This is a genomic window from Streptomyces sp. NBC_01428 (assembly GCF_036231965.1).
GTDB lineage: Bacteria > Actinomycetota > Actinomycetes > Streptomycetales > Streptomycetaceae > Streptomyces.
In genome coordinates this window covers 5,089,233-5,104,698 of record NZ_CP109499.1, presented here as the reverse complement: position 1 = coordinate 5,104,698, position 15,466 = coordinate 5,089,233, and the positions used below count along the sequence as shown (strand labels likewise).

Sequence of the window (15,466 nt, the reverse complement as noted above, 5' to 3'; positions counted from 1 at the left end):
CCGCCACTGAATCACAGCGCGCTCCCCACTCGGTACACAGGGTCAACAAAATATGGCTCCTGTGACTCAAGTCACAGCGGAAGATGAGCAATTGAGTGGAGTTTCTGCATTTCAGCGCCCGTTTATCGACCGCATTGTCGGTCTGGTGTGCAGACCCTGTGCACGCTTGTGCCCGCTGGATGAACAGGCCTGAGCGTACGGCCTCCAGGCCCCGTCTTCCCCTCGCACGCCCCCTCCCCTCCGCTCCCCTCCGCCCCCGGACCTAGGTCCCGGTTCGGGCAGAGGTCCGATGTGCGGTCCCAGGTGCGGAGACTAGCGTTTCGGCGTGCTCACGACTCCCGCTGCCGCTCCGCCCACCCCGCCCGTGCATGCTGAGGGGGTGAGCAACGACGAGTTCCGCGCCGCCATGTCCCGGCTGGCCGCGGGTGTGGTCCTGGTGACCGCGTACGAGCCCGCGCTGGCCGCCGACGGGCCGCGCGGCGAGGACGTCGGCATGACCGCGACGGCCTTCATGTCCGTGTCCCTGGACCCGCCGCTCGTCATGGTCAGCCTGCGCGAGGGCTCCCGGATGGACGATCTGCTCGACGAACAGCCCCTGTGGGGGGTGTCCGTCCTCTCGGAGAGCCAGCGTCACATCGCGGGCCGCTTCGCGATGAAGGGCCGCATCAGCGACCGGCTCCTGTTCGAGGACATCCCGTACGTGCGCGGCGAGGCGTCCGGGGCCCTGCTGGTGGGCGGTTCGCTGGCGACCCTGGAGTGCCGCACCGAGCAGCGGGTGACCGCGGGCGACCACGTCCTCGTCATCGGCCGCGTCCTGACCGCCCGGGTGCCGAGCGAGGACGGCGGCCCGCTGACCTACTTCAAGGGCCGCTACCGGCACCTGGGCTGACGGCCCCGGCGAGCCCGCGCGGCCCCGGCCCTATCCCAGTCGTCCTCAGTCATCCCCAGTCGCGGCCGGTGCGGCCGCGCTTGGTGTCGGAGCGCTGCTTCTTCTCGCGCAGCCGCCGTTCGTTGATGCCCCGCGGGATGCGGGTGGCGCGGCGCGGCTTGGGCGGCGGGGCGGTCGCCTCGGCGAGCAGCGACGCGAGGCGCACGGCGGCCGTCTCGCGGTTGCGCCACTGGGAGCGGTGCTCGGAGGACCGGACGCTGACGACCCCGTCCACGAGGCGCCCCTCCAGCCTGGCGAGCGCGCGGTCCTTCCAGACAGGCGGCAGCGCCTCGGTGTTCGCTAGGTCGAAGCGCAGCTCGACCTGCGAGTCGCTGGTGTTGACGTGCTGCCCGCCCGGGCCGCCGGAGCGCGAGAAACGCCACATCAGCTCGGCCTCGGGCAGGGAGACGGAGCCGCGGATGACATAGGGACCGGACATGGGTCCATGGTCCCGTGCCCGGCCGGTCCGCGTCACCCCGTTTTCAGCGGCCGTTCGAGTGCCCCGGAACACTTTGGCAAAGAAAGTAAAGACAGGCGGAACCTATGGGACCCCCCTTGGCGTTCATAGAGGTGACGGTAGCTTCGTCCTCAGTACGAAGCCCGTACGCAACGAGGGAAGGGACTCCCAACAATGGCTGTAAGCCTGTCCAAGGGTGGCAACGTCTCGCTCACCAAGGAGGCTCCGGGCCTGACCGCCGTCACCGTGGGCCTCGGCTGGGATGTCCGCACCACCACGGGCACCGACTTCGACCTCGACGCCTCGGCCATCGCGGTCAACCCCGAGGGCAAGGTCTACTCAGAGGGCCACTTCATCTTCTTCAACAACAAGCAGACCCCGGACCAGACCATCGTCCACACCGGTGACAACCGGACGGGCGAGGGCGCGGGCGACGACGAGGCGATCAACGTCAACCTGGCGGGCCTGCCCGCCGACGTCGAGAAGATCGTCTTCCCGGTCTCGATCTACGACGCGGAGACCCGCTCGCAGAACTTCGGCCAGGTCCGCAACGCGTACATCCGCATCGTGAACCAGGCCGGCGGCGCCGAGATCGCCCGCTACGACCTCTCCGAGGACGCGGCGACCGAGACCGCCATGGTCTTCGGCGAGCTCTACCGCAACGGCGCGGAGTGGAAGTTCCGCGCGGTCGGCCAGGGCTACGCCTCGGGCCTCGTCGGCATCGCGCAGGACTTCGGCGTCAACGTCTGATCCCGACGCACGACGCGAGGAGCCCCCGGCCGGCGGCCGGGGGCTCCTCGCGTGTCCGCCGCGCTCACGGGTGGTCCGGCCGGCCCTCGCCGTGCAGCCAGTGGTCCCAGATCCCGCTGAAGTCCTTGTCCGGCGCCGACTTCTCGACGTAGGCGGTGAAGTCGGCGGTGTCGGCGTTCCGGTGGCGGTGCGTGGCGGCCCAGCCCTGGACGATGTCGTAGAAGGCGTCGTCGCCGACCAGCCGGCGGATCTTGTGCAGGACCATCGCTCCCCGGTAGTAGACGGGCGGGTCGGAGATGTGCGCGGCGTCCGGCGGGTCGGCGGGCGGGAAGGCCCAGATCTCGCTGTTGTCGGCCGGTTCGTAGTAGTCGCCCTTGTAGAGCGCGTGGAAGATCTCGTCGGCGCTCTCGCCGTCGTGGTCCTCCTGCCACAGCCACTCGGCGTACGTGGCGAAGCCCTCGTTGAGCCACATGTCGCGCCAGGACTTCGGGGTGACCGAGTCGCCGAACCACTGGTGGGCCAGTTCGTGGACGAGGGTCGCGGTGTCGGGGGCGCCGGGGAAGACGGGGCGGTTCTGGGTCTCCAGGGCGTAGCCGGCGTCGTCGGCGCGGTCCACGATCGCGCCGGTGGACGAAAAGGGGTACGGGCCGAAGTTGTACGCCTCCCAGTCGATGATCCCGGGGATGCCCGCGAGCACCTTTCTGCTCGCCTTGGCCTGGGTGGGGTCGACCGCCACGTAGACGGGCAGCCCCTTCTTCGTCGTGGAGCGGGTGATGTCGTAGTGGCCGATCGCGAGGGTGGCGACATAGCTCGCCATCGGTTCGGCCGTGTGCCAGGCGTAGGTGGTACGGCCCCCGCTGGTCGTCTCGCTCCTCAACTCCCCGTTGGAGACGGCCTGGAGGCCCTCGGGGACGCTGACGCGGACGTCGTAGGACGCCTTGTCGGAGGGGTGGTGGTCGCCGGGGAACCAGGCCATCGAACCCGTCGGCTCGCCGAGGCCGAGGGCGCCGTCGGCGGTGCGCAGCCAGCCTTCCTTGGAACCGTCCGGGTCGGTGATCGTCCGGGGGCTGCCGGAGAAGCGGACGGTCGCCCGGAAGGTGCGCCCCTTGTCGAGGTCGTCGGCGGGGCGCACGGTCAGTTCCTGGCCGGCGCGGCTCCAACGGGCCTTCCGCCCCTCGACGGTGACGTCGGAGACGTTCATTCCCAGCAGGTCGAGGTGGAAGGCGCTGAGGTTCTGGAGGGCCCGCGCGGTGATGTCGGCCGTCCCCGTGAGGCGCTTGCCGCGGGGGTCGTAGGACAGGGTCAGGCCGTAGTGCGTGACGTCGTAGCCGCCGTTGCCCGACTTCGGGAAGTACGGGTCGTGGACGCCGGCCGCGCCGGGCTTGCCGTGCACGCCTTCTCCGCCGCAGGCGGTGAGGCCGAGGACGAGGGTGAGGCAGAGGGAGCGGGCCAGGGTGAGGGGGGTGATGCCGGGGGGTCGGGGCACGTTCGTGATCCTAGGGGGCCGGGGGGTCGGGGGGTCGGGGGGCCTGAGCGGCAACCGACGTCCCCGGGGCTGCGCCCCCGCCCCTGCGCCCCGTCGTCGATTCGTCCGGCCGCCGGTGGGGGCTTGTCGCGCCGTTCCCCGCGCCCCTTTGCAACCCCCGGCGTTCCGGGGCTGCGCCCCCACCCCTGCGCACCGTCGTCGAATCGCCCGACCGCCAGTGGGGGCCGGGCGCGCCGTTCCCCGCGCCCCTTTACAGCTCCCCGCGTTCCCGGGGCTGCGCCCCCGCCCCTGCGCAGCGTCGTCGAATCGCCCGGCCGCCGGTGGGGGCTTGTCGCGCCGTTCCCCGCGCCCCTTTACAGCTCCCCGCGTTCCCGGGGCTGCGCCCCGCCGGTGGGGGGCGGGGGCGCCGTTCCCCGTGGCCCTGAAACATCACCGGCGTTCGGGGGCTGGGGGGCGTGGCACCATCTTCTACGTGCTCGACATTGGTTATGCCCTGTCCAACCGCTTTCCCGATCCGCCGCAGACCGACTACCGCCGCGCGGACGTCCGTGCGCTGCGGCACGACCTTTTCTGCGGGGACGTCTACCTCGCCGACACCAAGGCGGACCGCGAGGTGTCCACGGCGTGGGGATGGGTGCCGGTGCTCGACTTCGCCTGGGCGTTGTGCGACATCGTCGAGCAGCTCGACCGCGACCCGCTCGGCAGCCGGGCCTCCCGGCCCCAGCAGGCGGAGCTGGACTTCACCGAGTCGACCGACCGCATGCTCTTCGAGCGCCGCTTCGGCTGGGTGGACATCGAGGCCGACTGGATGCGGCGCGAGGAGGAGCCGCTGACCTTCTCGTTCACCGCGCTGCGCCGCGAGGCCCGTGACTTCCTGCACGACCTGCTGGCCGACCTGACCGACCTGCACGACGACCTCGCCGAGAACCCGGCGATCTGGACCCTCCAGGCCCGCTTCCCCCGCGTCTCCTAGGGACCTTCCACCCGGACGCCCAGTGCGGCGGCCAGTACCGGTGCCAGGTCCAGCAGCTGGGCCGTGCCGATGACCGCGCCCGCCAGCCGGTCCACGCCCCGTGCGATGTCCAGCTCCGCCGCGGACCGCAGATCCACGTCCGTCAGCGTCGCCCCGGTGAGGTCCGCGCCCTTCAGGACGCAGTCGACGAACTCCACCCGCTCCAGGCGCGCGCCCCCGAAGTCCGGCTCGACCAGGACGCAGCCCTCGAAGACGACGTCCTTCAGCCGCGCCGTGCGCAGGTTCAGATAGTCGATCTTCCCGCCGCGCACCACCACCCGCTCCAGCACGGAGCCGTGCAGCTGCACGCCCCCGAGGCGCGCGTCGATCACCTCGACGTCCCGCAGCATCGCCTCGGCGAGGTCGGTGCCCACACCCCTTATCCCCGTCAGGACCGAGTCCAGCACGCGCGCGTGGTGCAGCCGTGTCTCGTCCAGCGCGCAGCCCGTCAGCGCGCAGTCCATGAAGCGGGCTCCCCCGCCGTCCTGCCCGGCGAAGTCCGTGTCCTTGAACTCCAGCCCGTCATAGTCGCCGTCCGGCTCCAACTCCCCGCCTTCGAACGGCTCCAGCGCGGGCAGCCGCAGCTCGGGCCGCCTGGCCGCCTTGACTCCCCCGCCGGACGCCTTCGCACCGGACCCGCCCGCAACTCTCCTCGCCATGCCCCCATCCTGCCCTCCCCCACTGACAAACGCCCTGGCCTGCGCGAACCCGGCCCATGTCACATTCCGGGGCCTCCGATCGGTCCTCTTCACAGAAAGGCCCGCTGTCAGAGCCCTCTCGGACCCCGAGCACGAGGAGACCTCCAGCCATGGACCGCATCACCGTCATCGGCGGCGGCTTCGCCGGACTGACCGCCGCGATCACCGCGGCGGAGGCCGGCGCGAGCGTCACCGTCCACGAGGCCCACCACACCCTCGGCGGGCGGGCCCGGACCGCCGAGGGCCCCTACCGGACCAACGAGGGCCCGCACGCCCTGTACAGCGCGGGCCCGCACTGGACGTGGCTGAAGCAGCGGGACCTGATCGGACCGCTCGCGCCGGTACCGGCCCGCGAGGCCGCCCGGCTGCGGCTGCACCACAAGGGCGCGCTGCGCCGCACTCCGCCCTTCGCGATGCTCAAGCTGCTCCGGCGCTCCTGCCAACAGGCGCCGGAGGACGTGGACTTCATGACCTGGGCGACCGGGCAGGCCGGAGCGGAGGGTGCGCGGGCCGCCGCCAACTACGCGGCCGTCGCCCTCTTCCACCACGACCCCGGATCGCTGTCCGCCGCGTTCGTGCAGGAGCGGCTGCGCCGGGCCATGCGGCTGCCCCCGGAGGCGAACTGCCCGCGGGGCGGCTGGGCCAACGTCATCGACCGGATGGCGGGCCGGGCCTGGAACCTCGGGGTGCGGATGGAGACGCTGGCCCGGGTGGACCGGCTGCCGGTGGGCAAGGGACCGGTCGTCGTCGCCACCTCGCTCGCCTCCGCCCGGCGCCTGCTCGGGGACGCGTCGCTGACCTGGCCGAGCGGCCGTACCGCGCTGATCGACCTGGCGCTGACGAGCCGGCGCGGTGACGCGTTCGCCGTCTCCGACCTGGACGCGCCGGGCTGGATCGAACGGTTCACGGCGCGGGACCGCACGCTCGCCCCGGCCGGCGAGCAGCTCCTCCAGGGGCAGATCCCGATCGCGCCGGAGGAGTCGGGGGCCGACGGGGTGGCGCGCGCCGAGCACCTGCTCGACCTCGCCTTCGAGGGCTGGCGCGAACGGGTCACCTGGCGGCGCGAGTCGGTGGCGAGCGGCCGTACGGGCGCGGTCGATCCGCCCGGCACGAGCTGGCGGGACCGGCCCTCCATCGACCGCGGGGACGGCGTCTACCTCGTCGGCGACCAGGTGGCCGCCCCCGGTGTGCTCTCCGAGGTGTCCTTCAACAGTGCGCTGGAGGCGGTGGCGCTGGCCCTGCGCATCCGCGAGCGTCTTGACCTCAAGCGCGCTTGAGGTCGGAGAGTGGTGAACCCGACGACAGACGGCAGACGGCAGACGCCTTCCCGGTTGTCGCCTCCGGGTTGTCGGTCCGAGCTTCCGGGCTGTCGAACCCCCATCGGGCGGCACGGCCCGGCCCGGCACGGACACGCCGTGCCCGCCCTCGTCCGCCTCTGCGACCTTCTTGAGGAGTCCCCGATGCACGCCATCCGACTGCACACCTTCGGGCCCGCCGATCACCTTGTCCACGAGCGCGTCGACGACCCCGTGCCGGGGCCGGGGCAGGTGCGGATCGCCGTGGCCGCCGCGGGGGTCCATCTCCTGGACGCGGCCCTGCGCGAGGGCATGCGGGGCGGTCCGGCGCCCGGTCCGACCGTCCTGCCGACGATCCCCGGGCGGGAGGTGGCCGGGACCGTGGAGTCCCTCGGCGAGGGCGTCGCGGCGCTCTGGCTCGGCCGCCGGGTCGTCGCCCACCTCGGCTTCGCGCCCGGGGGCTACGCCGAACTGGCCGTCACCGACGTCGACCGCGTCCACGACATCCCGGAGAACCTGGACTTCGCGCAGGCCGTCGCCATGATCGGAACCGGCCGCACCGCCATGGGGATCGTGCAGTTCGCCGAGCCGGGGCCCGCCGACGTGGTCGTCGTGCCCGCGGCGGCCGGCGGCATCGGCACGCTGCTCGTGCAGTACGCGCACCACCGGGGCGCGACCGTGATCGGTCTCGCGGGCGCCCCCGAGAAGGTGGCCCGGGTCCGCGCGAACGGCGCGGACCACGCCGTCGACTACACCGAACCGAGCTGGTCGGAGAAGGTCCGCGCACAGCTCGGCGGCCGGCCGGCGACGGTCGTGTTCGACGGCGTCGGCGGCGAGGTCGCCCGGGAGGCCGTCGCGCTGCTCGGACCGGGTGGCCGGCACGTGGTCTTCGGCTGGTCGGGCGAGGGCATCCGGGACGGCTCCCCGTACCTGGTCGAGGGGGTGTCCGAGCAGGTGCTCGGGCCCGTGATGATGCGGCGGGCGGGCGGCCCCGATCCCGTACGGACCCTGGAACTGCGGGCTCTCGCGCAGGCCGCGTCCGGGCGGCTCAGCCCGGCCGTGACCCGCTTCCCGCTGGCGGAGGCGGCGGCCGCACACCGTGCCCTGGAAAGCAGGGCGACGATCGGGAAGGTGGTGCTGGAGCCATGACGACGAGCCCGGGAAAGGCGTCGTCCGAGGCCGTCTCGTCCGGAGATGCGACCCGTGCCGATCCATGGTCTTCTGAGCGGGTGAGTGCCACCCGGACAGGCGAACCCAGTGTCCCCGCAGGTCAGGACACCCACCGTTGGTGGGCGTTGGTGATCATCGCTCTCGCGCAGCTGATGGTCGTGCTGGACGCGACGATCGTGAACATCGCGCTTCCCTCGGCGCAGAGCGCCCTGCACATGTCCGACGGCAACCGGCAGTGGGTCATCACGGCCTACACGCTGGCGTTCGGCGGTCTGCTGCTGCTCGGCGGACGGGTCGCGGACCTCGTCGGCCGCAAACGGACGTTCATCATCGGCCTGATCGGCTTCGCCGGTGCCTCGGCGCTCGGCGGCGCGGCGACGACGTCCGCCATGCTCTTCGGTGCCCGCGCGCTCCAGGGCGCGTTCGCGGCGCTGCTGGCGCCCTCCGCGCTCTCGCTGCTGACGACGACGTTCACCGACCCGAAGGAGCGCGGCAAGGCCTTCGGCATCTACGGTGCGCTGGCCGGCTCGGGGTCGGCGATCGGCTTCATCGCGGGCGGTCTGCTGACGGAGTACCTGAACTGGCGCTGGTGCCTCTACGTCAACATCCCCATCGCGATCATCGCGGTGTTCGGCGCCCTCGGGCTGCTGCACGACCGGCCCGGCCACAAGAACGTCCGGCTGGACGTGCCCGGCGCGATCCTCGGCTGCGGCGGACTGGTCGCGATCGTCTACGGGTTCAGCGAGGCGGAGCCGCGCGGCTGGTCGGACCCGGTGGTGCTGACCCTGCTCATCGGCGGTGTCGCGATGCTGGCCGCGTTCGTGTGGTGGCAGAAGAGGGCCCCGAGCCCGCTGCTGCCGCTGCACATCATCAAGGACCGCAACCGCGCGGGCTGCTTCCTGACGATGGGCCTGGCGGTCATCGGCATGTTCGGCGTGTTCCTCTTCATGACCTACTACCTCCAGGTCATCCTCGGGTACTCGCCGGTGAAGACCGGTCTCGCGTTCCTGCCGCTGACCGTCGCCATCATCATCGGCTCGACGCAGATCTCGGCGCGGCTGCTGCCGCATCTGGCGCCGCGGATGCTGATGGTGCCGGGCATGATCCTCGCGGCGGGCGGGATGCTGTTCTTCACCCAGCTCACCGTGGAGTCCGACTACACCGGAGAAGTGCTGCCGGGCCTGCTCCTGCTGGGTCTCGGGATGGGCCTGACCTTCATGCCGGTCTTCGCCACGGCCACCGCCGGGGTCGCCCCCCAGGACTCGGGCGTGACCTCCGCGACGGTCAACACCTCGCAGCAGGTGGGCGGTTCCATCGGTACGGCCCTGCTGAACACCATCGCCACCACCAGCACCACGGCCTACGTCGCCGCCCATCTCGGCAACCCCGCCCAGAAGGACCTGATCGTGCGCGAGGGCGTCGTGCACGGCTACACGGTGGCCATCTGGTGGGCCGTCGGCATCATGCTGGCGGCGGGCCTGATCGCGGGCCTCATGGTGACGGCCAAGCCGCCGAAGCACACCACCACGGACGCGCCGGTCCCGGAGCCCGTCGTCTGACCGCCGGCGCGGGTCGGCGGTCGGACCGGGTCTCAGTGCCGGCCGGCCACCCGGTCCGCCAGTTGTGCGAGCCGGGACGACTCCGCGCTGTGGGTGGTCCGTTCGCGCCGGTCGGCGGTGCGGTAGGTGGCGTACATGCCGTGCACGCCGATCCAGCGGAACGGTTCCGGCTCCCACTTGCGGACCGCGTGGTTGACCCAGGGCAGGCCGGTCAGCTCGGTGGCACCCGCCTGGCCGGAGTCCTGCTGCACGAGGTCGCGCAGGGTGCGGGCGGCCAGGTTGGTGGTGGCGACGCCGGAGCCGACGTATCCGCCGGCCCAGCCGAGGCCCGTCGAGCGGTCCAGGGTGACCGTGGCGCACCAGTCGCGCGGGACACCGAGGACGCCGGACCAGGCATGGGCCACGCGCACGCCGGTCAGCGGCGGGAAGAGCCGCACGAGGATCTCGTACAGGGCGTCGATGGTGGCCTGCTGCGTGCGGCCGTCGTTGTCGGTGCGCGAGCCGAAGCGGTACGGGACGCCGCGTCCGCCGAGCGCGATGCGGCCGTCGGCGGTGCGCTGGGCGTACATGTACGCGTGCGCCATGTCGCCGAGGGTCTCCCGGCCCTCCCACCCGATGGCCGCCCACTGCTCGTCGGTCAGCGGCTCCGTCGCGATCATCGAGGAGTTCATCGGCAGCCAGGTGCGCTTCTGGCCCTTGAGGTTCGCGGTGAACCCCTCGGTGCAGCGCAGGATGTAGGGGGCGCGGACGGTGCCGTAGGGCGTGACCGCGTGCTTGGGGCGGATCTCCGTCACGGGGGTCTGCTCGTGGATGGTCACGCCGAGGGCCTCGGCCGCGGCGGCGAGGCCCTTGACCAGTTTGACCGGGTGGAGCCGGGCGCCGTGCGGTGTCCAGGTCGAGCCGACCGCGTCGGCGACCCGGATCCGCTCGGCCGTCTCCTTCGCGCCGTACAGCTCGCGGTCCTTCTCGCCGTACGACAGCTCGTGCGCGTGGAAGGCCTTGAGCCGGGCCAACTGGGCCGGCGTGTAGGCCACTTCGAGGACACCGCCCTGGTGGACGTCCGCCTCGACGCCCTCCTCGGCGGCCACCCGGACGACCTCGTCCACGGTGTCGTTCATGGCCTGCTGGAGACGGGTGGCCGCCTCCTTGCCGTGCAGCTTCGCGTAGCGGTCACGGCCCGCGATGCCGTTGTAGAGCCAGCCGCCGTTGCGCCCGGAGGCGCCGTAGCCGCAGAACTTCTGCTCCAGGACGGTCACCCGCAGGAAGGGCGCGGCCTTCTTCAGGTAGTACGCGGTCCACAGTCCGGTGTAGCCGCCGCCGACCACGACGACGTCGGCGGTCGCGTCGCCGGGCAGTGGTTCCCGGGGGGCGGGGAAGCCGTCGTCCGCGTACCAGAAGGAGATGCCGCCGTTCACGGCGTTGCCTGCCGAGCTGCTCATGAGCGGGACGTTAACCCCTGAACGCGCTCACTGTCTCCTTCGGATTCCATGCTTTTCCCCGCCCTCTGACCAGCGGATAACAGGCGAGACCGATGAGTACGGAGGTGAAATGCCCGAGATCGGTGAAGGTGCGCCCGGTGGCGAAGGGGACCCCGTAGACGGCCAGGACGATCACCAGGTACGCGTACCGCCAGGGGACCGCGATCCGGTAGGTGAGCACGCCGACGACGCCCGCGAGGGCGTAGCTCACCCCGATGTCGAGGGTGTCGGCCTCGGAGTGCGGTGCCACGCCGTGCCGGATCGCCCAGAGCAGCGCACCCTCGCTGATCAGCGTGGACAGCACGTGCGCGGCGGCGTTCACGGCGAGCCAGCGCGCGGTGCCGAGCCAGCGTTCGGCGGGTGCCTGGAAGACGGTGTAGAGCACGGCGTACGGCAGCCAGCGTCCGCCGTCGATCCACATCGCGCTGGCGATCAGCACGCGCACCGGGTTGCTCGACAGCTCGTGCAGGTTCGTCGAGCGCTGCCGCAGGAAGTCCGCTTCGAAATCCGGAGACATGTGATGCATCGCGACCGTGGTGATGAACAGGATCGCCAGCCAGATGTACGTGCCGGGGGCGCCGCGCACATATGTCCACACCCTGTGGACAACTCGCTCACCGCGCATGGTCAGCTTCAGCCATGTCAGTAGTGTCCCTTATGTGACCGGCGTTCCGGCGCCATCGGGAACCAGCCGCTCCGGATCCCACGGCCCCGGCGTCGCGCCCCGTACATGCCTCGAACAAACGAATCTCATGCTCGTAAGAGTGTTCGTAACAGCGGCTCGCTACTCTCCGGTGGTGTGAGCGTTACTGGTGGTGCGGAAGTTCTGCGTTTTTCCTTACTGGGCCCGCTGCGGGCCTGGCGGGGCGGGACGGAGCTGGTGCTCGGTCCGCCGCAGCAGCGGGCGGTGCTGGCGGTGCTGCTGCTGCGCGGCGGACGCGCGGCCGGCGTCGGTGAACTCGTCGACGGCGTCTGGGGTCACACCCCGCCGTCGGGCGCCGTCCCCATGCTGCGCACCTACGCGTCCCGGCTGCGCAAGGTGCTGGAGCCCGCCCGGCCCGCGGGCGCTCCACCCCGGCTCCTGGTGTCCGTCGGCGACGGATACGCCCTGCGCACCGAGGAGATCACCAGCGACCTCGGCGTGTTCGAGGAGAGCCTCGCGCAGGCCGAACGGCGCCGTGCCGCGGGCGACAGCCGTGCGGCGGCCCGGCTGCTCGGCGGCGCGCTCGCCGCGTGGCAGGGCCCGGCGCTGGGCGGTGTCCCCGGCCCCTTCGCCCGTGCCGAACGGACACGGCTGGCCGAACGGCGGCTGGGCGCCCAGGAGTACCGGCTGCGCGTGGAACTCGAACTCGGCCGCCACGAGGCGGTGTTGCCGGAGCTGAAGGCGCTGCGCGACGCGCAGCCGCTGCGCGAGGCGGTGTGCGAACTGCTGCTGGTCGCCCTGTACCGGTGCGGTCGGCGGGCCGAGGCCCTGGAGGTCTACGCACGCACCCGCCGCACCCTCGTGGACGAACTCGGCATCGAACCCGGCCCGTCCCTGCGCGCCGCCCACGCACGGCTGCTGACCGGCGAGCCGGACCTGTCGCCGCCGCCCGTGCCGGTCCCGGCCCCCGCCACCTCCGTCACCGCGACCTCGGCGACCTCGGCGACCTCCGCCGACGAGGCACGCGCGGACACGGGACCCGCGGACGACCGCGAAGGGGCCGAGCCCGTACGAGCCAGGGGAGACGTCCATCCGTCCCAACTCCCGGCCGATCTCGCCCTGTTCACCGGACGGGAGGCCGAACTCGGGCTCGTGGAGGCGCTGCTGCCCGCCGACGACCACCCCGACAAGGCCGTGATCGGCCTCATCAACGGCATGGCGGGGGCCGGCAAGACCACGCTGGCCGTGCACTGGGCGCACCGGGCCGCCCACCGCTTCCCCGACGGCAGCCTCTACGTCAACCTGCGCGGATACACCCAGGGCGGCTCCGTGATGCACCCCTCCGAGGCGCTGGAGACCTTCCTCGTGGCGCTCGGCGTGGCCCCGCAGGCCGTCCCCGAAGGACTCGACGCGCAGGCCGCCCTCTACCGCAGCGTCCTCGCCCGCCGCCGCGTGCTGATCGTGCTCGACAACGCCCGCGACACCGAGCAGATACGGCCGCTGCTGCCCGGCACACCGGGCTGCCTGGTCATCGTCACCAGCCGCAGTCGGCTGACCGGCCTGGTGGCGGGACACGGCGCCCACCCGCTGACCCTCGGTCCGCTCACCGGCGACGAGGCACGCGCCATGCTGGCCCGCCGCCTCGGCCCCTCGCGGGTGGAGGCGGAACCGCAGGCCGCCGACGCCATCGTCGAGCTGTGCGCCCGGCTGCCGCTCGCCCTCGCCATCGTGGCCGCGCGGGCCGCCCACCACCCCGGGTTCCGGCTCGCGGACATCGCCGGGGAACTCCGCGAGAACCACGGCAGCCTGGACGCCTTCACCGGCGGCGACGCCCGCACGGACGTACGCGCCGTCTTCTCCTGGTCGTACCACGCGCTGTCGCAGCCGGCGGCGGCGCTCTTCCGCCGGCTCTCCCTGCACCCGGGGCCCGACATCGGCACCGCCGCGGCCGCGGCCCTGGCCGCCGAGCCGGCCCGCACGGTCCGCGCCCGGCTGGGCGAACTCACCGGGGCCAGCCTGCTCGGAGAGCACGCGCCCGGCCGCTACGCCTTCCACGACCTGCTGCGCGCCTACGCGGGGGAACTGGCCGACGCCGAGGACGGCGCGGAGCGGCGCGCGGCGGCGCTGCTGCGCCTGCACGACCACTATCTGCACACCACCCACAACGCCTCCGCGACCATCGGTCCGCTGCGCGAGACCCTCCCCCTGCCGTCCAGCACAACGGACAGCGGGCCCCTGCGGTTCACCGGCCGCAAGCAGGCCATGAACTGGCTGCGCGCCGAGCGGCACGTGCTGCGCGCGGTCGTCGAGCAGGCCGCCGCGCACGGCCACGAGGACCACGCCTGGCGCACCGCGGTGGGCCTCGACCTCTACTTCGACCGGCTCGGCTTCTGGCACGACCTGATGGAGATCAACAGTGCCGCGCTGCGCGCCGCCCGTGCCGTCGGCGACCGGACCGGCGAGGCGCACGCGTTGCGAGGACTGGGCTTCTTCCACACACGGTTCGCGCACTCCGCGGAGGCCCGCCGCGACCTCGGCCGCGCGCTGGAGCTGTTCCGGGCGGAGGGCGACGCGTTCGGCGAGGCCCGCACCCGGCGCTGCCTCGCCTACCAGGCCAACGGCGAGGGCAGGTTCGCCGTCTCGCTCGACCACTACGCGCACGCCCGCGAGCTGTACCGGAGGAAGGGCAGCACGAGCAGTGAGGCGATCGTCCTGAACGAGGTCGGCTGGACGTACATCCTGCTCGGCGAGCACGACAAGGCGCTGGAGCACTGCGAGAAGGCCGTCGCCCTGCATCAGGAGATCGGCGACCCGGTCGGGGAGGCCGCCGCGCAGGACAGTGTCGGATACGCGCTTCACCAGCTGGGCCAGTACGGCGCGGCGGTCGAACGCTTCGAGCGGGCGGTGACGCTCTACCGGGAGATCGGCGACCACTACCTGGAGGCCGACACCCTGCGGCACGCGGGGGACGCGCACCTCGCCGCGGGCGACCGGGACACGGCGGTCGCCGCGTTCCGGAGGGCGCTCGCCCTCCTGGAGGAGACCGGCCACCCGGAGGCACCGGACCTGCGGGAGACCCTGCGCGGTCTGGACGACTCGGGCCGCGATGACGGGGGCACGAGCGGGAGCGGAGGTGCGTGATCAGGCGGCGGCGCGCTCCGGTCGTCCGGACGGTGCCTGCCGGTCCTGTGCCTGCCGGTCCTCGGCCCCCGGGTCCTGTGCCTGCCGGGTGCTCCGCCGCTCCGTCCGCGCCGGCTCCCGGTCCGTGTCCTCGACGACGACGCCGTGGTCGCGCAGGGCCAGCCGCAGACTGCGCAGGGCGTAGTACACCCGGGACTTGACCGTGCCCTGGGGGATGCCGAGGGCGTCCGCGGCCTCCTGGGTGGTGCGGTCCGCGAAGAACGTCGCCCGGATGACGTCACGGTGGGCGGGCGTGAGCGTCTCCAGCGCCTCCTGCACCACGATCGACGACAGCATCTGCTCGATGTCGTCGACCTCGGCGCCCAGTTCGCTCAGCCAGGTGGCACCGCCGATCTCCAACGGCCGCGCCATCCGCGTCCGGTGCCCGTCGATGACGAGGTTGCGCGCCACCCGGAACATCCAGGGGCGCACCGCCATCCCCTCGTCGTCGACCAGGTTCCGCTTGTTCCAGCAGCGCAGCAGCGTCTCCTGGATGACGTCCTCGGTACGGTGCGTGTCACCGCCGAGCATGCGCAGCACGTACGTGTAGAGCGCCGGACCGTGTTCCAGATACAGGTCGCGCAGCGCCCGTTCCTCGGCGGAGACCGCGCTCGCCGATCCGATGACCGTCACGTTCATGGTGTGCTCCTGTTCCTTGGGAATGGCCGGCCCCGTGGGGGGTACGAGGAGCCGGGTCCTTCCGGGGAACGGAGTGTTCCGAGGGGTGTTCCACGTTCGTTTGACGTCGGTTGTACGGATCGATGGACGAGCTGGTCGGGACGGGTGTGACCAGAGGTACGGATGAGGTTT

13 protein-coding genes are annotated in these 15,466 nt (G+C 72.3%); 7 read left to right on the top strand and 6 right to left on the bottom strand.

Annotation, left to right across the window (positions count from 1 at the left end; all coding sequences use genetic code 11):
• The first annotated feature begins 379 nt into the window (after positions 1-379).
• Positions 380-889 carry a flavin reductase family protein gene (locus tag OG406_RS22215; RefSeq protein ID WP_081217942.1) on the top strand — a complete coding sequence of 170 codons (510 nt, stop codon included), beginning with the start codon at positions 380-382 and terminating at the stop codon, positions 887-889.
• Positions 890-938: 49 nt separating this feature from the next.
• On the opposite strand, the gene arfB is transcribed toward OG406_RS22215, so the two are convergent.
• Positions 939-1,367, bottom strand: a complete 429-nt coding sequence (gene arfB / locus OG406_RS22210; protein WP_081217943.1) for an alternative ribosome rescue aminoacyl-tRNA hydrolase ArfB — start codon at positions 1,365-1,367, stop codon at positions 939-941.
• Between the two features lie 192 nt (positions 1,368-1,559).
• On the opposite strand from arfB, the gene OG406_RS22205 reads away from it, so the two are divergent.
• Complete coding sequence (locus OG406_RS22205) at positions 1,560-2,135, top strand: TerD family protein (protein WP_164372115.1); 576 nt, start codon at positions 1,560-1,562, stop codon at positions 2,133-2,135.
• A gap of 64 nt (positions 2,136-2,199) precedes the next feature.
• Here the strand turns inward: OG406_RS22205 and OG406_RS22200 are convergent, their stop codons facing one another.
• Complete coding sequence (locus OG406_RS22200) at positions 2,200-3,621, bottom strand: M1 family metallopeptidase (RefSeq protein WP_443067099.1); 1,422 nt, start codon at positions 3,619-3,621, stop codon at positions 2,200-2,202.
• Positions 3,622-4,093: 472 nt separating this feature from the next.
• Between OG406_RS22200 and OG406_RS22195 the strand changes: the two genes are divergently transcribed.
• Complete coding sequence (locus tag OG406_RS22195; RefSeq protein WP_081217946.1) at positions 4,094-4,594, top strand: hypothetical protein; 501 nt, start codon at positions 4,094-4,096, stop codon at positions 4,592-4,594.
• Here OG406_RS22195 and OG406_RS22190 read toward each other — a convergent pair.
• Positions 4,591-5,292, bottom strand: coding sequence for a pentapeptide repeat-containing protein (locus OG406_RS22190; protein WP_164372117.1), 702 nt, complete (start codon positions 5,290-5,292; stop codon positions 4,591-4,593). The two genes, OG406_RS22195 and OG406_RS22190, sit on opposite strands and share 4 nt — an antisense overlap.
• Before the next feature lie 149 nt (positions 5,293-5,441).
• On the opposite strand from OG406_RS22190, the gene OG406_RS22185 reads away from it, so the two are divergent.
• The 3 genes from OG406_RS22185 to OG406_RS22175 all read left to right on the top strand — a co-directional run bounded on the left by OG406_RS22185 (position 5,442) and on the right by OG406_RS22175 (position 9,355).
• On the top strand, positions 5,442-6,608 hold the full coding sequence (locus OG406_RS22185) for an NAD(P)-binding protein (protein ID WP_329187367.1): 1,167 nt from the start codon (positions 5,442-5,444) through the stop codon (positions 6,606-6,608).
• A gap of 183 nt (positions 6,609-6,791) precedes the next feature.
• Positions 6,792-7,775 carry a zinc-binding dehydrogenase gene (locus OG406_RS22180; protein WP_329187365.1) on the top strand — a complete coding sequence of 328 codons (984 nt, stop codon included), beginning with the start codon at positions 6,792-6,794 and terminating at the stop codon, positions 7,773-7,775.
• Between the two features lie 149 nt (positions 7,776-7,924).
• Complete coding sequence (locus tag OG406_RS22175) at positions 7,925-9,355, top strand: MFS transporter (protein ID WP_382753249.1); 1,431 nt, start codon at positions 7,925-7,927, stop codon at positions 9,353-9,355.
• Positions 9,356-9,387: 32 nt separating this feature from the next.
• On the opposite strand, the gene OG406_RS22170 is transcribed toward OG406_RS22175, so the two are convergent.
• Together OG406_RS22170 and OG406_RS22165 are read right to left on the bottom strand one after the other, a co-directional pair.
• On the bottom strand, positions 9,388-10,794 hold the full coding sequence (locus OG406_RS22170; protein ID WP_329187363.1) for an NAD(P)/FAD-dependent oxidoreductase: 1,407 nt from the start codon (positions 10,792-10,794) through the stop codon (positions 9,388-9,390).
• Positions 10,795-10,804: 10 nt separating this feature from the next.
• A complete protein-coding gene (locus tag OG406_RS22165) occupies positions 10,805-11,458 on the bottom strand; it encodes a rhomboid-like protein (RefSeq protein ID WP_329187361.1) in 654 nt (217 codons plus the stop codon).
• 255 nt (positions 11,459-11,713) lie between these two features.
• Between OG406_RS22165 and OG406_RS22160 the strand changes: the two genes are divergently transcribed.
• Positions 11,714-14,617 (top strand): AfsR/SARP family transcriptional regulator, encoded by a 2,904-nt coding sequence (locus OG406_RS22160; RefSeq protein ID WP_329187359.1) that lies wholly within the window; start codon positions 11,714-11,716, stop codon positions 14,615-14,617.
• Here OG406_RS22160 and OG406_RS22155 read toward each other — a convergent pair whose 3' ends face one another.
• Complete coding sequence (locus OG406_RS22155; RefSeq protein ID WP_442813816.1) at positions 14,618-15,295, bottom strand: sigma-70 family RNA polymerase sigma factor; 678 nt, start codon at positions 15,293-15,295, stop codon at positions 14,618-14,620. It lies immediately after the preceding gene.
• Positions 15,296-15,466: the final 171 nt, after the last annotated feature.